Origin of the sequence: Amycolatopsis methanolica 239 (assembly GCF_000739085.1) — a bacterium.
In the GTDB taxonomy this organism is placed as follows: Bacteria; Actinomycetota; Actinomycetes; order Mycobacteriales; family Pseudonocardiaceae; genus Amycolatopsis_E; species Amycolatopsis_E methanolica.
Window position 1 is genome coordinate 3,601,518 of the sequence record NZ_CP009110.1, and the last position, 13,927, is coordinate 3,615,444.

The 13,927-nt window shown below is 71.5% G+C and carries 18 protein-coding genes and 2 pseudogenes; 8 read left to right on the forward strand and 12 right to left on the reverse strand.

Annotated elements, in window-relative coordinates; genetic code table 11:
- The first annotated feature begins 9 nt into the window (after positions 1-9).
- Positions 10-609, forward strand: a complete 600-nt coding sequence (locus AMETH_RS17440; RefSeq protein WP_017982404.1) for a cysteine hydrolase family protein — start codon at positions 10-12, stop codon at positions 607-609.
- Here AMETH_RS17440 and AMETH_RS17445 read toward each other — a convergent pair.
- The gene (locus tag AMETH_RS17445) at positions 595-1,275 is read right to left on the reverse strand and encodes a FadR/GntR family transcriptional regulator (protein ID WP_017982405.1); all 681 of its coding nucleotides are present in this window, start codon (positions 1,273-1,275) and stop codon (positions 595-597) included. The genes AMETH_RS17440 and AMETH_RS17445 overlap by 15 nt on opposite strands.
- Before the next feature lie 99 nt (positions 1,276-1,374).
- On the opposite strand from AMETH_RS17445, the pseudogene AMETH_RS42625 reads away from it, so the two are divergent.
- From AMETH_RS42625 to AMETH_RS35840, 3 genes and pseudogenes are all read left to right on the forward strand, one after another.
- Positions 1,375-1,962: pseudogene (locus AMETH_RS42625) on the forward strand (AfsR/SARP family transcriptional regulator); the annotation flags it as partial.
- Positions 1,963-2,032: 70 nt separating this feature from the next.
- Complete coding sequence (locus AMETH_RS35835) at positions 2,033-2,551, forward strand: maleylpyruvate isomerase N-terminal domain-containing protein (RefSeq protein ID WP_223843174.1); 519 nt, start codon at positions 2,033-2,035, stop codon at positions 2,549-2,551.
- A 19-nt stretch (positions 2,552-2,570) separates the two neighbouring features.
- Positions 2,571-2,966 carry a maleylpyruvate isomerase mycothiol-dependent enzyme family protein gene (locus AMETH_RS35840; protein ID WP_017982408.1) on the forward strand — a complete coding sequence of 132 codons (396 nt, stop codon included), beginning with the start codon at positions 2,571-2,573 and terminating at the stop codon, positions 2,964-2,966.
- On the opposite strand, the gene AMETH_RS17460 is transcribed toward AMETH_RS35840, so the two are convergent.
- Positions 2,963-3,295: a hypothetical protein gene (locus AMETH_RS17460; RefSeq protein ID WP_017982409.1), complete on the reverse strand. Its 333-nt coding sequence runs from the start codon at positions 3,293-3,295 to the stop codon at positions 2,963-2,965. The genes AMETH_RS35840 and AMETH_RS17460 overlap by 4 nt on opposite strands.
- A 192-nt stretch (positions 3,296-3,487) precedes the next feature.
- On the opposite strand from AMETH_RS17460, the gene AMETH_RS17465 reads away from it, so the two are divergent.
- On the forward strand, positions 3,488-3,877 hold the full coding sequence (locus AMETH_RS17465) for a VOC family protein (RefSeq protein WP_017982410.1): 390 nt from the start codon (positions 3,488-3,490) through the stop codon (positions 3,875-3,877).
- A 239-nt stretch (positions 3,878-4,116) separates the two neighbouring features.
- On the opposite strand, the pseudogene AMETH_RS40265 reads toward AMETH_RS17465, so the two are convergent.
- The 8 genes and pseudogenes from AMETH_RS40265 to AMETH_RS17495 form a co-directional block, all read right to left on the reverse strand.
- Positions 4,117-4,316, reverse strand: a pseudogene (locus AMETH_RS40265) (histidine kinase dimerization/phospho-acceptor domain-containing protein); the annotation flags it as partial.
- 119 nt (positions 4,317-4,435) lie between these two features.
- On the reverse strand, positions 4,436-4,591 hold the full coding sequence (locus tag AMETH_RS38015; RefSeq protein WP_017982411.1) for a hypothetical protein: 156 nt from the start codon (positions 4,589-4,591) through the stop codon (positions 4,436-4,438).
- Positions 4,588-5,031 (reverse strand): DUF1622 domain-containing protein, encoded by a 444-nt coding sequence (locus AMETH_RS17470; RefSeq protein WP_017982412.1) that lies wholly within the window; start codon positions 5,029-5,031, stop codon positions 4,588-4,590. Before AMETH_RS17470 ends, AMETH_RS38015 begins: the two co-directional genes overlap by 4 nt.
- A 160-nt stretch (positions 5,032-5,191) precedes the next feature.
- Positions 5,192-5,320: a hypothetical protein gene (locus tag AMETH_RS41560; RefSeq protein ID WP_017982413.1), complete on the reverse strand. Its 129-nt coding sequence runs from the start codon at positions 5,318-5,320 to the stop codon at positions 5,192-5,194.
- A 503-nt stretch (positions 5,321-5,823) separates the two neighbouring features.
- The gene (locus AMETH_RS17480) at positions 5,824-8,211 is read right to left on the reverse strand and encodes an ATP-binding cassette domain-containing protein (RefSeq protein ID WP_017982414.1); all 2,388 of its coding nucleotides are present in this window, start codon (positions 8,209-8,211) and stop codon (positions 5,824-5,826) included.
- Positions 8,212-8,273: 62 nt separating this feature from the next.
- Positions 8,274-8,681, reverse strand: coding sequence for a VOC family protein (locus AMETH_RS17485; protein ID WP_017982415.1), 408 nt, complete (start codon positions 8,679-8,681; stop codon positions 8,274-8,276).
- A 10-nt stretch (positions 8,682-8,691) separates the two neighbouring features.
- Complete coding sequence (locus AMETH_RS17490) at positions 8,692-9,090, reverse strand: helix-turn-helix transcriptional regulator (RefSeq protein ID WP_017982416.1); 399 nt, start codon at positions 9,088-9,090, stop codon at positions 8,692-8,694.
- Positions 9,091-9,238: 148 nt separating this feature from the next.
- Positions 9,239-9,619, reverse strand: a complete 381-nt coding sequence (locus AMETH_RS17495; RefSeq protein ID WP_017982417.1) for a hypothetical protein — start codon at positions 9,617-9,619, stop codon at positions 9,239-9,241.
- A gap of 48 nt (positions 9,620-9,667) precedes the next feature.
- Here AMETH_RS17495 and AMETH_RS17500 point away from each other — a divergent pair, with 48 nt between their 5' ends.
- The gene (locus AMETH_RS17500) at positions 9,668-10,471 is read left to right on the forward strand and encodes a glycerophosphodiester phosphodiesterase family protein (RefSeq protein ID WP_038532187.1); all 804 of its coding nucleotides are present in this window, start codon (positions 9,668-9,670) and stop codon (positions 10,469-10,471) included.
- A gap of 77 nt (positions 10,472-10,548) precedes the next feature.
- On the opposite strand, the gene AMETH_RS17505 is transcribed toward AMETH_RS17500, so the two are convergent.
- The gene (locus tag AMETH_RS17505) at positions 10,549-11,220 is read right to left on the reverse strand and encodes a transglycosylase family protein (RefSeq protein WP_017982419.1); all 672 of its coding nucleotides are present in this window, start codon (positions 11,218-11,220) and stop codon (positions 10,549-10,551) included.
- Between the two features lie 239 nt (positions 11,221-11,459).
- Here AMETH_RS17505 and AMETH_RS17510 point away from each other — a divergent pair, with 239 nt between their 5' ends.
- Both AMETH_RS17510 and AMETH_RS17515 read left to right on the forward strand, forming a co-directional pair.
- Positions 11,460-12,215, forward strand: a complete 756-nt coding sequence (locus tag AMETH_RS17510; protein WP_017982420.1) for a thymidine kinase — start codon at positions 11,460-11,462, stop codon at positions 12,213-12,215.
- A 228-nt stretch (positions 12,216-12,443) separates the two neighbouring features.
- Positions 12,444-12,791, forward strand: a complete 348-nt coding sequence (locus AMETH_RS17515; protein WP_017982421.1) for an RNA polymerase-binding protein RbpA — start codon at positions 12,444-12,446, stop codon at positions 12,789-12,791.
- Positions 12,792-12,870: 79 nt separating this feature from the next.
- Here AMETH_RS17515 and AMETH_RS17520 read toward each other — a convergent pair whose 3' ends face one another.
- Positions 12,871-13,635 (reverse strand): DUF2382 domain-containing protein, encoded by a 765-nt coding sequence (locus AMETH_RS17520; RefSeq protein ID WP_017982422.1) that lies wholly within the window; start codon positions 13,633-13,635, stop codon positions 12,871-12,873.
- Between the last annotated feature and the right edge of the window lie 292 nt (positions 13,636-13,927).

Consider the following 13,927-nt stretch of genomic DNA (forward strand, 5'->3'; position numbering starts at 1 on the left):
TCGCGCGGCATGGACGAGCACACGCGACCGGAGTTCTCCCGCAGCGCCTTGCTGACCATCGACCTGCAACGCGATTTCCTGGACGTCCCCGGCACCCGCGCGGTGCTCCCGGCCGTGCGGCGGCTGACCGCGGCGTTCCGCGCGGCGGGGCGGCCGGTCGTGCACGTCGTGCGGCTCTACCTGCCGACGGCAGCAACGCCGACCCCGGCGCGCGTCCCGGCCCGGGGTGCGGTGCCGGGGTCGGCGGGTTCGCAGCTCGCGGACGACCTCGGCGGGCAGCTGGACCACGAGGCGCTGCTGGCGGGTCAGTTCCAGGAGTTCGGGCCCGGGGAGCACGCGATGTACAAGCCGCGGTGGAGCGCCTTCTACGGCACGCGGCTGCGCGAGCACCTGCGTGCCACGGGTGTGACGACCGTCGTGGTGGCCGGCTGCAACTACCCGAACTGCCCGCGCTCGACGCTCGTCGACGCGACAGAGCGGGACTTCCGCACGGTCGCGGTGCGCGACGCGATCTCCGGCTGGGCCGCGGCGGCCGACCGTGAGCTGGCCGGAATGGGCATCGCGTGCCTGCCCGCCGCGGACGTGCTGGCCGGGTTAGGCGAGAGCTGAGCCGAGGCCGCGGAGGACGGGGTCGAGGTTGGCGACCGTGGCCGCGACGGCCGCGTCGGGGTCGCCGCGTTCGAGGGCGTCCAGGAGGTCGGCGTGGGCGGCGGAGGAGTCCGGCAGCTGCGTCTCGTGGCGGACCAGGTCGGTGAGGATCTGCCGCAGCACCGGCTCGGCGGCGGTGAACAGGCTCAGCAGGAGCGCGTTGCCGGACAGCTCCACGACGGCGCGGTGGAAGGCGAGGTCGGCGTCGACGAACACCGCCGGGTCGCCGCCGCGCTCGTCCTGTCGTTTCCGCAGGTCCGCGCGCAGGCGCTCGATGTCCTCGGGCCGGACCCGCTGCGCCGCGAGCCGCGCCGCCTCGACCTCCAGCGCGCGGCGGACCTCGTACACCTCCAGCACCCGCGCGCGCCGCACCAGCCGGCGCACGTCGCTGGTGCCGGCCGTCCCGGCGGCGACGAAGGTGCCGGAGCCGTGGCGCACGTCCAGGAGCCCGTCCTGCGCGAGCAGGCGGACCGCCTCCCGCACCGAGGACCGCCCGACCCCGAACTCGGCGGCGAGCTGGACCTCGTTGGGCAGCCGGTCGCCGGGGCGCCAGTCGCCGCGGTGAATCCGCTGCCGCAGCAGGCTCGCCACCTGGGGCACGACCGGTCCACGGCGCAGCTCCGTCATGCGCGCACGGTAGCACCGCAGACGTCTGAGGACTCAGCCGTGGAGCCACCGTCCGCCGCACCCCTCCCGGAGCACCGTCCCGCGACGTAGTTTGCTCTGATGACGCCCCGAACCAGCGCGGCGGCCACCGCCGGTGACACCTCCTCACCGGCGGCCCTGCGGTTCGGGATCCTCGGCCCGCTCGACGTCGCCGCCGGTGGGGAGTCCATCGCGCTCGGCGGGCCGAAACGGCGGGAGCTGCTGGCCGTCCTGCTGCTCCACCTCAACCAGTTCGTCCCGCCAGGCCGTCTCGCCGAGGCGCTGTGGGGCGCGGCGCCACCCGCCGGAGCCGAAGTCACCCTCCGCACCCACGTCTCCCACCTGCGGCGCCGCCTCGCCGAGGCCGGGGCGTCCGGCGCGCTGGCCACCCGCCGCTCCGGCTACAGCCTGCTCGCCGACCCAGCCCAGCTCGACGCGGCGCGCTTCGAACAACTCGTCGGGCTCGGGCGGGAAGCACTCGGCCTCGGCGACGCGTCCCGGGCCGCCACGCTGCTGCGGCAGGCACTCTACCTGTGGCGCGGCCGGGTGCTCGAGGACCTCCACGCGCCGCTGGTCGCCGAGGCCGAGACCGCCCGCCTGGACGAACTCCGCCTGGTCGCCACCGAAAGCCGGATCGAAGCCGACCTCGCCCTGGGCCGGCACGCCGAGGCCGTGCCCGAACTGGAACGCCTGGTCGACGTACACCCGTTCCGCGAACGCCTTCGTGGTGCCGGAAACGATGATGTGCGGCCATTACCGCCAGGCCGCGGGCCCCGGCTGGGCGCTGCTCGGCGACGCCGTACACCAGGCCTCCCTGGACGACGGGTCCGGCCTGTCCGGGTACGGCGCTTGGCGCGACGAGCGGGCCGCCGAGCACTACGAGTGGTCCTTCCGTCTGGCCCGGTTCTCCTCGCCCGGCGCGAACGCGCACTACGCCGGACTCGCCGCCGATCCCGTGGCGGCGCAGGGTTTCCTGGACACCTTCACCAAGCGGGTCCGGCCCTCCGCGGTGCACACCCCGGCCCGGATCGCGCGGTGGACTACCGCGTGGGCCTACGAGGACGGGCTCCGCCGGGCGCGCTCGCTGGTCGAGGACCGGCCCGGCGCCCTGGCCGCGCCAGTGCCCGCGTGTCCGGAGTGGACCGTGCGGGACCTGCTGGCGCATCTCACTGGTGTCGCGGAGGAAACCGTGCGGGGGCACGTACTTCCCGGAAGCCGCCGACGCCTGGACCGACCCCGAGCTGGCCGCGGCTCGTGACCGCTGGACAGCGGACCAGGTGGCCCGACGCGCCCACCTCGACCCCGCGGCGCAGCTGCGCGAGTTCGACGACCACGGCGTGCACCTGGAAGACCTGCGCGAGGCCCTCGGCGCGGCGAGCGACCCGGCGGCGCCGGTCACCCGGCTCGGGTTCGCGGTCTTCCGGAACTGGCTGCACACCCGCCTCGTGCGGCGGGGCGTGCCGGCGCTGCGCCTCACCGACGGCGACGAGGAGTGGGTGCTGGGGGAGGGCGAGCCGGCCGCGACCTTGACCGCGCCGCGGGCCGAGCTGTTCGCGGTGATCAGCGGCCGCCGCAGCGAGGCCCGGATCCGCGCGCTCGGGTGGGACGCGGAGCCGTACCTGCCGGTGATCTCGCCGTATCCGCTGCCGGTGGGTCAGATGCCGGTCGGTTAGGCGCGGGGGAGGTGCGTGCTGTGCGCGTCGAAGGCGCAGCGCAGTTGCCGCTCGGTCAGCAGGAACAGGAACGGCCGTCCCACGCACTGCTCGCACACCGTCGCGCACGCCACGTCGTACCCGCCGGGGCGGCTGAACATCGACGTCGCGACCCGCAGGCCCGCGGTCGCGCCGCAGCCGTCGCACGTGGGGGCGATCGGGCACTCGCTGTGGTCCTTGAGGGACTCGCGCGGCGGGTCGAAGGCGAGGTTGTCCAGGTCGTCCTCGTCCTGCCAGACCGGGTGCTGGTCGAGCAGACGCCGCCAGCGGCTCTGCAGCTTCATCGCCATCGCACGGTCCTTTCGCGTCCGTCGCTCCGGTACCCATGCTCGGCGGTCGGAAGATCGACAGCGCCTGCGAACACCCGTCCGTGCCGGCAGAACGACCTGACCAGGTGACGCGTGGGACCAAATCCTCTGTCCGCCGCCGGGCTGCCGGGCCTAGCGTCGATGGCCCGGTTCGAGCCAAGGCAGGAGGCTTCGATGAGCGGCAGGATCGTCCACTTCGAGATCCCCTTCGACGACGGCGAGCGAGCCCGCGGCTTCTACCGCGAGGCGTTCGGCTGGAACGTCACCGAGATGCCCGAGATGAACTACACGAGCCTGGCCACCGGCCCCACCTCCGAGCAGGGCATGCCGAGCGAGCCCGGTTTCATCAACGGCGGCATGTTCGCGCGCGCGGAGTCCGCACCCAAGAGCCCGGTGATCACCATCGACGTGGCGAGCATCGACGAGGCTCTGCAGAAGATCGAGCAGCTCGGCGGATCCAAGGTGGTCGGGCGCACCGAGATCCCTGGCATGGGGTTCTACGCGTACTTCGCCGACAGCGAGGGCAACGTCGTGGGCCTGTGGGAGAACCTGCCGCAGAGCTGACCACAAGGTCACGAAGCCGGCGGTGACACGGCCGCGGGCCCGCTCACCGCCGGATATCGTCCGCCTATCGAAAACCGCGTACGCACCGGCAACACCGCGTCGTCTCGACTCGCCGCATGGCTTCCAGCGAATTGGGTTTGAGACGCCGCGGGAACGGCGCCTCGGGATGCCGGTGACCCCCGTCGAGGCGGCCGTCTGCGCGGCCAACGCCGAACTGGCGCGCGGCAACCGGTGCGTCCTTCGGTGAGCTCGATCGCCCTGGTGTTGACGACGCGGAGACGTTCGTCGAGTTCGCTGTCCGGGCGGTCCGGATCGTTGCGGGCCAGCTCGAGCAGCGTCTGCGTGATCGCGAGCGGGGTGCGCAGCTCGTGCGAGGCGTTGGCGGGGCGAACCGCCGCTGCTCGGCGACGTGCGCCTCGAGCCAGGCCAGCATCCGCTCGGCGGTGCCTGGTAGGTGGGTTCAGCGGACCACTGCGCGGGACCACTGCGCGACTACTTGACATAATGTGCATTATCGGCGCATGACGGGGAGGCTGCGCCGGGGAAGGGACTGAGGCCTCACGCGGCTACCAGGAGGACCCACAACCCGAGCGCTGTGACCTGCAGGCGCCGGGCCCGGCGGGAGACCATCACGAGCACGATGGTGCCGACGGGAAGTGGGCTGAACGCCCGGTCGGCCGCGAAGGCCAGGATCTCGCCGACGGCCCTGATCATGACTCCTCCTGCGTCGATGCCGTGACGGCCGCGCCACGGCTCACAGCCGGTGTGGTCCGGTTGGCCTGCGCGGCGCGGGCGATCGTGGTGGCCCCACTGGCGAGGGCGCGCCGCCAGGGCGGGACCCCGTCGATTTCGACCTGCAAGGAGAAACTAAGGAAGGTGCGGATCAGCACGATCAGCCCGAGGACGGCGACGCTCTCCAGGGTCGGCGTGACCGCCACCGTCCGGATCAGATCCGCCGCGACGAGGATCTCCAGCCCCAGCAACAGCACCCCGCCGAACGTCTCCCGCAGCGCGCGGTACCCCCTGCGGTTGCCCTCCTTCCGCCACAGCCGAGCCGCGACGACCAGCGACCACAGCAGGCCGACGACCAGCGCGAATGCCCCCGCCGCCTCGAAACCCTGTGCGACGTGCTCCATCACCCCGGAGAACGTCATCGGCGCGGACTCCGGGGTGGGGCGCTGCGCTCGCCGGTCATGTCTCCCCCTCACTCGCCGTCTACTCCCACGATCCGGGACCCGTGACGACAACTCCTCCCCCTGGCCGGGTGAACACCACGACCTCGCGGCGCCGGACGAACGACGTCCGTGTGCCGGGCTACGCCGGGGGTGGCGGCAGCGTTCCGCGGGCCAGGAGGGTCTCGTAGACGCCCTCCATCGCCTCGGTCAGCGACGGCAGCAGGTCCTCGGACAGGCCGGCGAAGAACAGGTCCTTCACCAGCTTCACGTGGCCGGGCGGCGTCCGCGAGCAGCGCGCGCCCCTCGTCGCTCAGGCTCACCTCGATCGCGCGGCGGTCCACGGTGGACTGTCGCAGCCGGAGCAGCCCGCGGCCCTCCATCCGACGGGCGTGGTGCGAGGTGCGGGTGCGTTCCCAGCCGATGTGGTTCGCCAGTGCCGTCATCTGCAGGCGGCCGGTGCGCGCGGCGGGCCGGGAGTTCCTGGCGCCGTTCATCGGCCGCGGCGCCTACCGGGCGAGCCTGCTGCAGCAGGGGTTCGGCGAGGACGACGTCGCCGACGGCGGCAGTGACCGGCTGATCGACAGCGTCCTGGCGTGGGGCGACGTCGATCAGCGTCGGCGAGCGGGTGCGGCAGCACCACGACGCCGGGGCCGACCACGTGTGCCCGCACGTGCTCTCCCCGAGCTGCCCCGGGCGCAGCGGCGGGAGCTGGCCGGGCTCTTGCGACCACCCGGGCATCCGGCGCGCGGCCGGATGCCCGGGTGGTCGCGATCAGGCCACGTACTCGGCGAGGTGCTCGCCGGTGAGGGTGGACTTCTTGGCGACCAGCTCGGCAGGGGTACCTTCGAACACGATCTGCCCGCCGTCGTGTCCGGCGCCGGGTCCCAGGTCGATGATCCAGTCCGCGTGCGCCATCACCGCCTGGTGGTGCTCGATCACGATGACCGACTTGCCCGCGTCGACCAGCCGGTCCAGGAGGGCCAGCAGCTGCTCGACGTCGGCCAGGTGCAGGCCGGTGGTCGGCTCGTCGAGGACCAGCACGCCGCCCTTGTCCCCCATGTGCGTGGCCAGCTTGAGCCGCTGACGTTCGCCGCCGGACAGCGTGGTCAGCGGCTGCCCCAGCGTCAGGTACCCGAGGCCGACGTCGGCCAGGTGGGTGAGGATCTTGTGGGCGGCGGGCACCTTCGCCTCGCCGACGCTGAAGAACTCGAGCGCCTCGGCCACCGGCATCGCGAGCACCTCGCTGATGTCGCGCCCGCCGAGCTTGTACTCCAGCACCTCGGCCTGGAACCGCTTGCCCTCGCACTCCTCGCAGGTGGTGGCCACGCCGGCCATCATCGCGAGGTCGGTGTAGATCACGCCGGCGCCGTTGCAGGTCGGGCAGGCGCCCTCGGAGTTCGCGCTGAACAGGGCGGGCTTGACGCCGTTGACCTTGGCGAAGGCCTTGCGGATGGGTTCGAGCAGCCCGGTGTAGGTGGCGGGGTTGCTGCGCCGCGAGCCCTTGATGGCGCCCTGGTCGACCGTGACGACGCCGTCGCGGCCGGACACCGACCCGTGGATGAGCGAGCTCTTGCCCGAGCCGGCGACGCCGGTGACGACGACCAGCACGCCGAGCGGGATGTCCACGTCGACGTCACGCAGGTTGTGGGTGTTCGCGCCGCGGACCTCCAGCTTCCCGGACGGCTCGCGCACCGAGGGCTTGAGCGTCGCCCGGTCGTCCAGGTGCCGCCCGGTGAGCGTGCCGCTGGCCCGCAGCCCCTCGACGGTGCCCTCGTACACCACTTCCCCGCCGTCGGTGCCGGCGCGTGGGCCGAGGTCGACGACGTGGTCGGCGATGGCGATGGCCTCGGGCTTGTGCTCGACGACGAGCACGGTGTTGCCCTTGTCGCGCAGCTGCAGCAGCAGGTTGTTCATGCGCTCGATGTCGTGCGGGTGCAGCCCGATCGTCGGCTCGTCGAACACGTAGGTGACGTCGGTGAGCGAGGAGCCGAGGTGGCGGATCATCTTGGTGCGCTGCGCTTCGCCGCCGGAGAGCGTGCCCGCGGGCCGGTCGAGGCTGAGGTAGCCGAGCCCGATCTCGACGAAGGAGTCCAGGGTGTGGCGCAGGGATTCCAGCAGCGGCGCCACCGACGGCTCGTCGAGGCCCTTGACCCACTCGGCGAGGTCGCTGATCTGCATGGCGCAGACGTCGGCGATGTTCTTGCCCGCGATCTTCGACGACCTGGCCTCGGCGGACAGGCGGGTGCCGTCGCACTCGGGGCAGGTGGCGAAGGTGACCGCACGTTCCACGAAGGCGCGGATGTGCGGCTGCATCGCCTCCTTGTCCTTGGACAGCATCGACTTCTGGATGGTCGGGACCAGGCCCGAGTAGGTCAGGTTGATGCCGTCGACCTTGATCTTGGTCGGTTCCTTGTAGAGCAGGTCGTCGAGCTGCTTCTTGGTGAACTTCTTGATCGGCTTGTCCGGGTCGAAGAACCCGCAGCCGCGGAAGATGCGGCCGTACCAGCCGTCCATGCTGTAGCCGGGGATGGTGACCGCGCCCTCGTTGAGGGACTTGTTCTCGTCGTAGAGCTGGCTGAGGTCGATGTCGGAGACCCGGCCCATGCCCTCGCAGCGCAGGCACATGCCGCCGGTGATGTTGAAGCTGCGGCGTTCCTTGACCGTGCGGCCGGCGCGTTCCACGGTGACCGCGCCCGCGCCGCTGATGGAGGCGACGTTGAAGGAGAACGCCTGCGGTGAGCCGATGTGCGGCTTGCCGAGGCGGCTGAACAGGATGCGCAGCATCGCGTTGGCGTCGGTGGCGGTGCCCACGGTGGAGCGCGGGTTGGCGCCCATCCGCTCCTGGTCGACGATGATCGCGGTGGTGAGGCCGTCGAGGACGTCGACCTCGGGTCTGGACAGCGTCGGCATGAAGCCCTGAACGAAGGCGCTGTAGGTCTCGTTGATGAGCCGCTGCGACTCCGCGGCGATCGTGCCGAACACCAGGGAACTCTTGCCCGAGCCGGACACGCCGGTGAACACGGTCAGCCTCCGCTTGGGCAGCTCGACGCTGACGTCCTTGAGGTTGTTCTCCCGCGCGCCGTGGACCCGGATGCGGTCGTGGCTGTCGGCGGCGTGGATGGCAGGCCCCTGCGTGTTCTTCCTGGTGGCCTTGGTCATCGGGTCTCCCGTGGTGGGCGGTGGGTGGTGGCGGCCGGGCGGCCGCCACCACGGTGGGGGTGTCAGGCGAGCTGCTGGAGGCGGACCATGTTGCCCGCCGGGTCGCGGAAGGCGCAGTCGCGCACGCCGTAGGGCTGGTCGACCGGTTCCTGGACGACCTCGGCGTCGCGGGCCTGCAGGCGCTCGAAGACGCCGTCGAGGTCCTTGGTGGCCAGGTTGATGCTGGCGAAGGTGCCCTTGGCCATCATCTCGGTGATGGCCGCGCGCTCGCTGTCGGTGATGCCGGGGGTGGCCTCCGGCGGGTACAGCACGATGGAGACGTCCTGCCCGGGCGGGCCGACGGTGATCCAGTGCATGCCGTTGTAGCCGACGTCGTTGCGGACCTCGAAGCCGAGGACGTCGCGGTAGAAGGCGATGGCGGCGTCCCGGTCGTTGTGCGGGAGGTAGGTGGCGTGAATGCTGATGTCCATGGCCGTCAGGTTATTTGCGGCCCGCGGGCGGCGCTTCTCGATTCCTGATCGGTCTGGTGACCTGTTTCGCGACGCACGGCGGCATGCCCACGGTCGCCTCCGCGGCCTCGGCGCGGTAGGCGCTGGGCGACATGCCGACCAGCTCGGTGAAGCGGGTGCTGAAGGTGCCCAGGGACGAGCTGCCGACGGCGAAACAGACCTCGGTGACGCTCATGTCGCCGCGGCGCAGCAGCGCCATCGCGCGTTCGATGCGCCGGGTCATGAGGTAGGAGTAGGGCGATTCGCCGTAGGCGCGCTTGAACTCGCGGCTGAGGTGCCCGGCGGAGACGTTCACCCCGCGGGCGAGCGCCTCGACGTCGAGCGGCTGCGCGTACTCGCGGTCGATCCGGTCCTTGACCCGGCGCAGCATCGCGAGGTCGCGGAGGCGCTGAGCCTGGGTGGAACTCCTGGTCACTGCCGAATCGTGCCATAACGGGCGGCCTCGCGCGGCCGGCTCGGCGCATCGCGCGCGGGTTCCGCCGGTCACCGGCCGCCGCAGCCCGTCGTGGCGGGTGGGTTCAGCGCAGCCGTTCGAGGTCGCGGGCCGTTTCGGCGAGCTCGAGGGCCATGCGGCGCAACTCGCCGGGGTCGGCGCCGTCGTCGACGGCCGTGACGACATCTTCGGCGGCGCAGCGCAGCTGGAACAGGCGGTCCTGCAGCGCGGTCAGCTCGGTGTCGGACAGCACCACGGCGTCCTCGGGCAGGCCGCTGCGCTGGACGGCGACCCGGCGTTCGTAGGCGCGCTGGCGGCAGGACTGGCCACAATACCGGCGGCGACGGCCGGTGCTCCCCTGCTCGATCGGCCGGCCGCACCAGCCGCAGTGCAGGACGGCGCCGGGCCGCCGCCGGCGCGCGGAAACGTCATGTGACGCTTCGATCTGGTCCACCTGTCCGCTCACGCAGCAGACCCTAACCGGCCACGCGGAACTCATGCCTCGGCCACGCCGATGCCCCACACTGGTCGGGTGCAGATCAACCACCCGTACCTGAGCGGCACCCTCCCCCGTGCGTTCGCCCACCGCGGGTGGCACCTGGACGAGCTCGACGGGCTGGAGAACTCGCTGCCCGCCTTCCAGCGCGCGGTCGCCGAGGGCTACGCCTACGTCGAGACCGACGTGCACGCCACGGCCGACGGCGTGGTCGTGGTGCACCACGACGCGCTGCTGGACCGGACCACCGACGCCCACGGACCGATCGCGAAGCAGACCTGGTCCGCGGTCTCCCGCGCCAAGATCGGCGGCCGGGCGCCGGTGTCGCGGCTGGAGGACGTGCTGGAGGAGCTGCCGCAGACACGGTTCAACATCGACGTCAAGAGCGACCGGGCGATCGTGCCGTTCGTGAAGACGGTCGAGCGGATGGGCGCGATCGACCGGGTCGCGGCGGCGGCGTTTTCCGACAACCGGCTGGCCGCGATCCGCAAACTGGCCGGGCCGAAGCTGATCACCTCGATGGGCCCACGGTCGGCGGCCGTGCTGTGGGCCAGCGGGTGGCTGCCGTGGGCGCGGCTGGGCTTCCTGTGCCGGGGCGAGATGGCGCAGGTTCCATCGCGGCAGGGCGCGATGACGGTGTTCGACCGCGCGTTCGTGCGCAGCGCCGAGCGGGCCGGTGTCGAGGTGCACGCGTGGACGATCAACGAGCGGGCGCACATGGAGCGGCTGCTCGGCCTCGGGGTGCAGGGCATCGTCACCGACCGGCCGGATGTGCTGCGCGAGGTGCTCACCGAGCGCGGCGCCTGGCCGCCCGCCGACTAGCTGTCCCACCTCGCTACCGCCCCGGCTCCACGGCGCCGATCAGCCACCCGCGTCGGCAACCTCTGCCGCGCGGCCACCTAACGGGGTGCTTTGCCCTCCCATGCCGCGTTCCACGTCTTCGGGCCGAGGCGGCCGGAGTCGTTGATGCCGTTGGCGCGCTGCAGGTCCAGCACCGCGTCGCGGGTCTTGTCGTAGTAGCAGCCGGTGCCGGTGAAGCCGTAGCCGAAGGCGTTCATCCGCAGCTGGAAGGTCTTGAGGGCTTCGGCACAGTCGCCGTAGGCGTAGACGACACCGGGCCAGGCGGGCTTGACGCCGGCGACCGGGGCCGGGACGGGGCCGCCACCGATGTAGGCGCTCTCGGCGTAGGTGGGGACGCGCTTGCTGCGGGCGTCCTTGTCGTTGCGCAGCCCGAGCATGCCGGCGCACTCCCAGGGCTGCCAGCCGCGCATGCGGTAGAGGTAGAGGGCGCGGTAGTCCTGCTCGGCGGGGGTGGCGAGGTCCGGGCGGCCCTGGCCGCCGACGCTGCGCCAGGTGGGCAGGTCGAACTGGTAGGCGCCGTAGTAGCCGTTGCCGGTGTTGACGGTGTAGCGGTTGCTGGACTCGCACATGCGCAGCTTGAGCCAGGTGGCCGCGCTGGGGTCGGCCGTCGCGGACGGGACGGCGACCAGCTGGGCCCCCAGGGCCAGCAGCGCGGCGAGCGCGAGACGGGCTCCTGCGCGGGCCGAGGGTCTCCAGCGGGGTTTTCTCATGCGGTCACCGTAAGTTCGCACACCACGAACCTCAACTGTCACACCAGCCCCAGCTGCACCACCACCGACGGGTTGCAGGGGGTCAGTGACACGCGCACAGGCCTGCGAACACCCCGGAAACCGGACAAAAACCCTCCCCTTGCTCCCCGCTCCCCTGTCATCGGCAGCCGGACGCGGCGGCTCCGCTGTTTTCACCCGATCAAGGGAGCCCGCCGCGGGGCTGGATAGGGTCGTCGGTCGTGACCACCCTTGGCGACACCGATCCGGACCCGACCGACGCCCTGTCCCCGCTGCCCTCGCGCAACGGGTCGGGCACGCCGGCGCGGGGCAGGCTGCGGTTCTGCTACGGCCCGATGGACTGCGGCAAGTCCACGCTCGCGCTGCAGATCAACCACAACCACGCCCGGCAGGGCAGGCGCGGGATGCTGCTGGTGCGGCACGACCGGTCGGGTGAGCCGCGGATCAGCAGCCGGATCGGGATCACCCGCGAGGCGACCGAGGTGGGCGCCGACACCGACCTGCGGCAGCTGGTCCGCCGCGAGTGGGTCGCCGGGCGCCCGCTGGACTACCTGATCGTGGACGAAGCGCAGTTCCTGTCCGCGGCACAGGTCGAGCAGCTGGCCGAACTGGCGGACGAGGTGTCCCTGGACGTGTACTGCTTCGGGATCGCCACCGACTTCCGCAGCCGCCTCTTCCCCGGCGCCCAGCGGCTGTTCGAACTGGCCGACGACCTGCAGCCGGTGCAGGTGGAGGTGCTGTGCTGGTGCGGCGCGCCGGGGCGGTTCAACGCACGAGTGGCTGACGGCGAGGTCCTCCGGGAGGGTGACACCGTGGTGGTCGCCGACACCGCTCCGGGGGTAGTTGAAAACCCAAGTTCACCACACTGGGAGATGGAATTGGCTACCTTGCGTTATCAAGTACTATGTCGCCGCCACTTCCGCCTCGGGGACCTGGGGCCCGCATCGCCGCAACACGGTCAGCTGCGGCTGACCTGAACGGATCAGCCGCTCCCCCGCACGGGGGAATATGCCGGGAAGACCCCCACTTCCGCGTCACGTCGTGCACCGAATCGACTCTCAACAGAGGAAGCTGTTGCCGAGGGGTGATTCAGCTCATCGTGAGTAACGACATGGTGCTGTGGGAATTCCCAGTTGCCAGTAGCCGTTGCGTAGGGTGAGCATCACCCTGGCTCTAGACCCGGAGCCGACTGAAAGGACGTCATCATGGCCGACCGTGTTCTCCGTGGAAGCCGGCTGGGAGCGGTCAGCTACGAGACCGACCGCAATCACGATCTGGCCCCGCGCCGTACGGTGCGATACGCGTGTCCGAAGAACCACGAGTTCGAGGTGCCCTTCTCCGACGACGCCGAGATCCCCTCGGTGTGGGAGTGCCGCCTGCACGGCAGCGAGTCCGAGATCGTCGATGGCGCGCAGCCCGAGCAGAAGAAGGTCAAGCCGCCGCGCACCCACTGGGACATGCTGCTCGAGCGGCGGAGCATTCCCGAGCTCGAGGAACTGCTGAACGAGCGTCTCGCTGAGCTGAAGGGACGGCGTACGTCCAAGTCGGCGTAGCGCTTCTGCCTCTCCCACCACACCGAAGGCCCCCGTGTCCTCCCGCCACGGGGGCCTTCGCCTGTTCCGGGGCCGCCGCTCAGGCGCGGCGGTCGCGGTCGGTGTCGGCTTCGATGTGCTCCTTGCGGACTTCGCCGGCCACGGTCTCGGTGTCCTGCACCTCTTCCTTGGCCAGCCGCACGCGTTCGACCGGCACGGCTTCGGTGGCCACCACCGGCCGCTCTTCGCGCAGGACGACCTCGTGCTCCTCCTCGGAGATGGCGGGCCCGTCCATGGCCTGGCCCCGGTTGGCGTCGGTGATCGGCTCCCGCTCGACGCGCACTTCCTCCCGGGTCACCGGGACCTGGACCTGCTCGGTCTCGGTGACCACGTACTTGCGCAGCCGGGCGCGGCCGCGTTCGCGCTGCTCGGTGCCGACCCGCAGCCGCTCCTCCGACCGTGTCATCGCGTCGTCGGTGGTGGGTCCGGAGATGTCCCGGCCGGTCGTCTCCCGTGCGTGCTCGGCCTGCTGCGGCACCTGGTAGTGGCGGTAGAGCCGCTGCTCCTCGCTCTCGTCGATGTGGCGGCCCTGGGCCGTCGGGTCGGGCGTCACCCGCGGCGCGTCCTTGATCAGGTCCTTGGGGTAGGTCGTCTCCAGGTCGCCGTCGTCGCGCGGGCGCACCCCCTGGACGGGCACCAGGGAGTCGTGGGTGCCGAACAGGCCGGTGCGCACCGTGAGCCAGGTGGGGTGGCCCTGCCGGTCGTCGGTCCACAGTTCCTCGACGTGGCCGATCTTCTCCCCGCTGGTGTGGTAGAGGGTGTGCCCGGTCCAGTCCGCGAAATAGCGCGTGCCGAATTCGGTCATGGTGGTTCCTTCACTGAAGGCGCCGGCAGATGGCCGGCGGATGAGGGGACCCGACGCCGACGAGAACGGCGTTCTGCTCAGTCGGGTCCATCGATGTCGCCGCAACGGGCTCGACGGCTCGACCTCCAGTTACCCTCGGCAGTGATCGGTTATCGGACCAGCCGGAATGTCACCAAAATGGCGCACACGGCAGGTCGCGAGCGACGACCGACGGTAGAAAACGCCCCTGCCGCCGCCCGTCGGCCCGTTGCCGGCCGGGCGACGGCCCACGCACAGTAGTGCGCGGTTCTGG

Bases quoted from the DNA above. Each gene is read 5' to 3' on its own strand.
- AMETH_RS17470 (WP_017982412.1), bottom strand. From the start codon at position 5,031: ATGACGTTCTCCGGGGTGATGGAGCACGTCGCACAGGGTTTCGAGGCG.
- AMETH_RS17490 (WP_017982416.1), bottom strand. From the start codon at position 9,090: ATGCTGCGCCGGGTCAAGGACCGGATCGACCGCGAGTACGCGCAGCCG.
- AMETH_RS35835 (WP_223843174.1), top strand. From the start codon at position 2,033: ATGATGTGCGGCCATTACCGCCAGGCCGCGGGCCCCGGCTGGGCGCTG.
- AMETH_RS17485 (WP_017982415.1), bottom strand. From the start codon at position 8,681: ATGGACATCAGCATTCACGCCACCTACCTCCCGCACAACGACCGGGAC.
- AMETH_RS38015 (WP_017982411.1), bottom strand. From the start codon at position 4,591: ATGATCAGGGCCGTCGGCGAGATCCTGGCCTTCGCGGCCGACCGGGCG.
- AMETH_RS17460 (WP_017982409.1), bottom strand. From the start codon at position 3,295: ATGGCGATGAAGCTGCAGAGCCGCTGGCGGCGTCTGCTCGACCAGCAC.
- AMETH_RS17440 (WP_017982404.1), top strand. From the start codon at position 10: ATGGACGAGCACACGCGACCGGAGTTCTCCCGCAGCGCCTTGCTGACC.
- AMETH_RS17515 (WP_017982421.1), top strand. From the start codon at position 12,444: ATGGCCGACCGTGTTCTCCGTGGAAGCCGGCTGGGAGCGGTCAGCTAC.
- AMETH_RS17480 (WP_017982414.1), bottom strand. From the start codon at position 8,211: ATGACCAAGGCCACCAGGAAGAACACGCAGGGGCCTGCCATCCACGCC.
- AMETH_RS17500 (WP_038532187.1), top strand. From the start codon at position 9,668: ATGCCCCACACTGGTCGGGTGCAGATCAACCACCCGTACCTGAGCGGC.
- AMETH_RS17465 (WP_017982410.1), top strand. From the start codon at position 3,488: ATGAGCGGCAGGATCGTCCACTTCGAGATCCCCTTCGACGACGGCGAG.
- AMETH_RS17445 (WP_017982405.1), bottom strand. From the start codon at position 1,275: ATGACGGAGCTGCGCCGTGGACCGGTCGTGCCCCAGGTGGCGAGCCTG.
- AMETH_RS17505 (WP_017982419.1), bottom strand. From the start codon at position 11,220: ATGAGAAAACCCCGCTGGAGACCCTCGGCCCGCGCAGGAGCCCGTCTC.
- AMETH_RS17520 (WP_017982422.1), bottom strand. From the start codon at position 13,635: ATGACCGAATTCGGCACGCGCTATTTCGCGGACTGGACCGGGCACACC.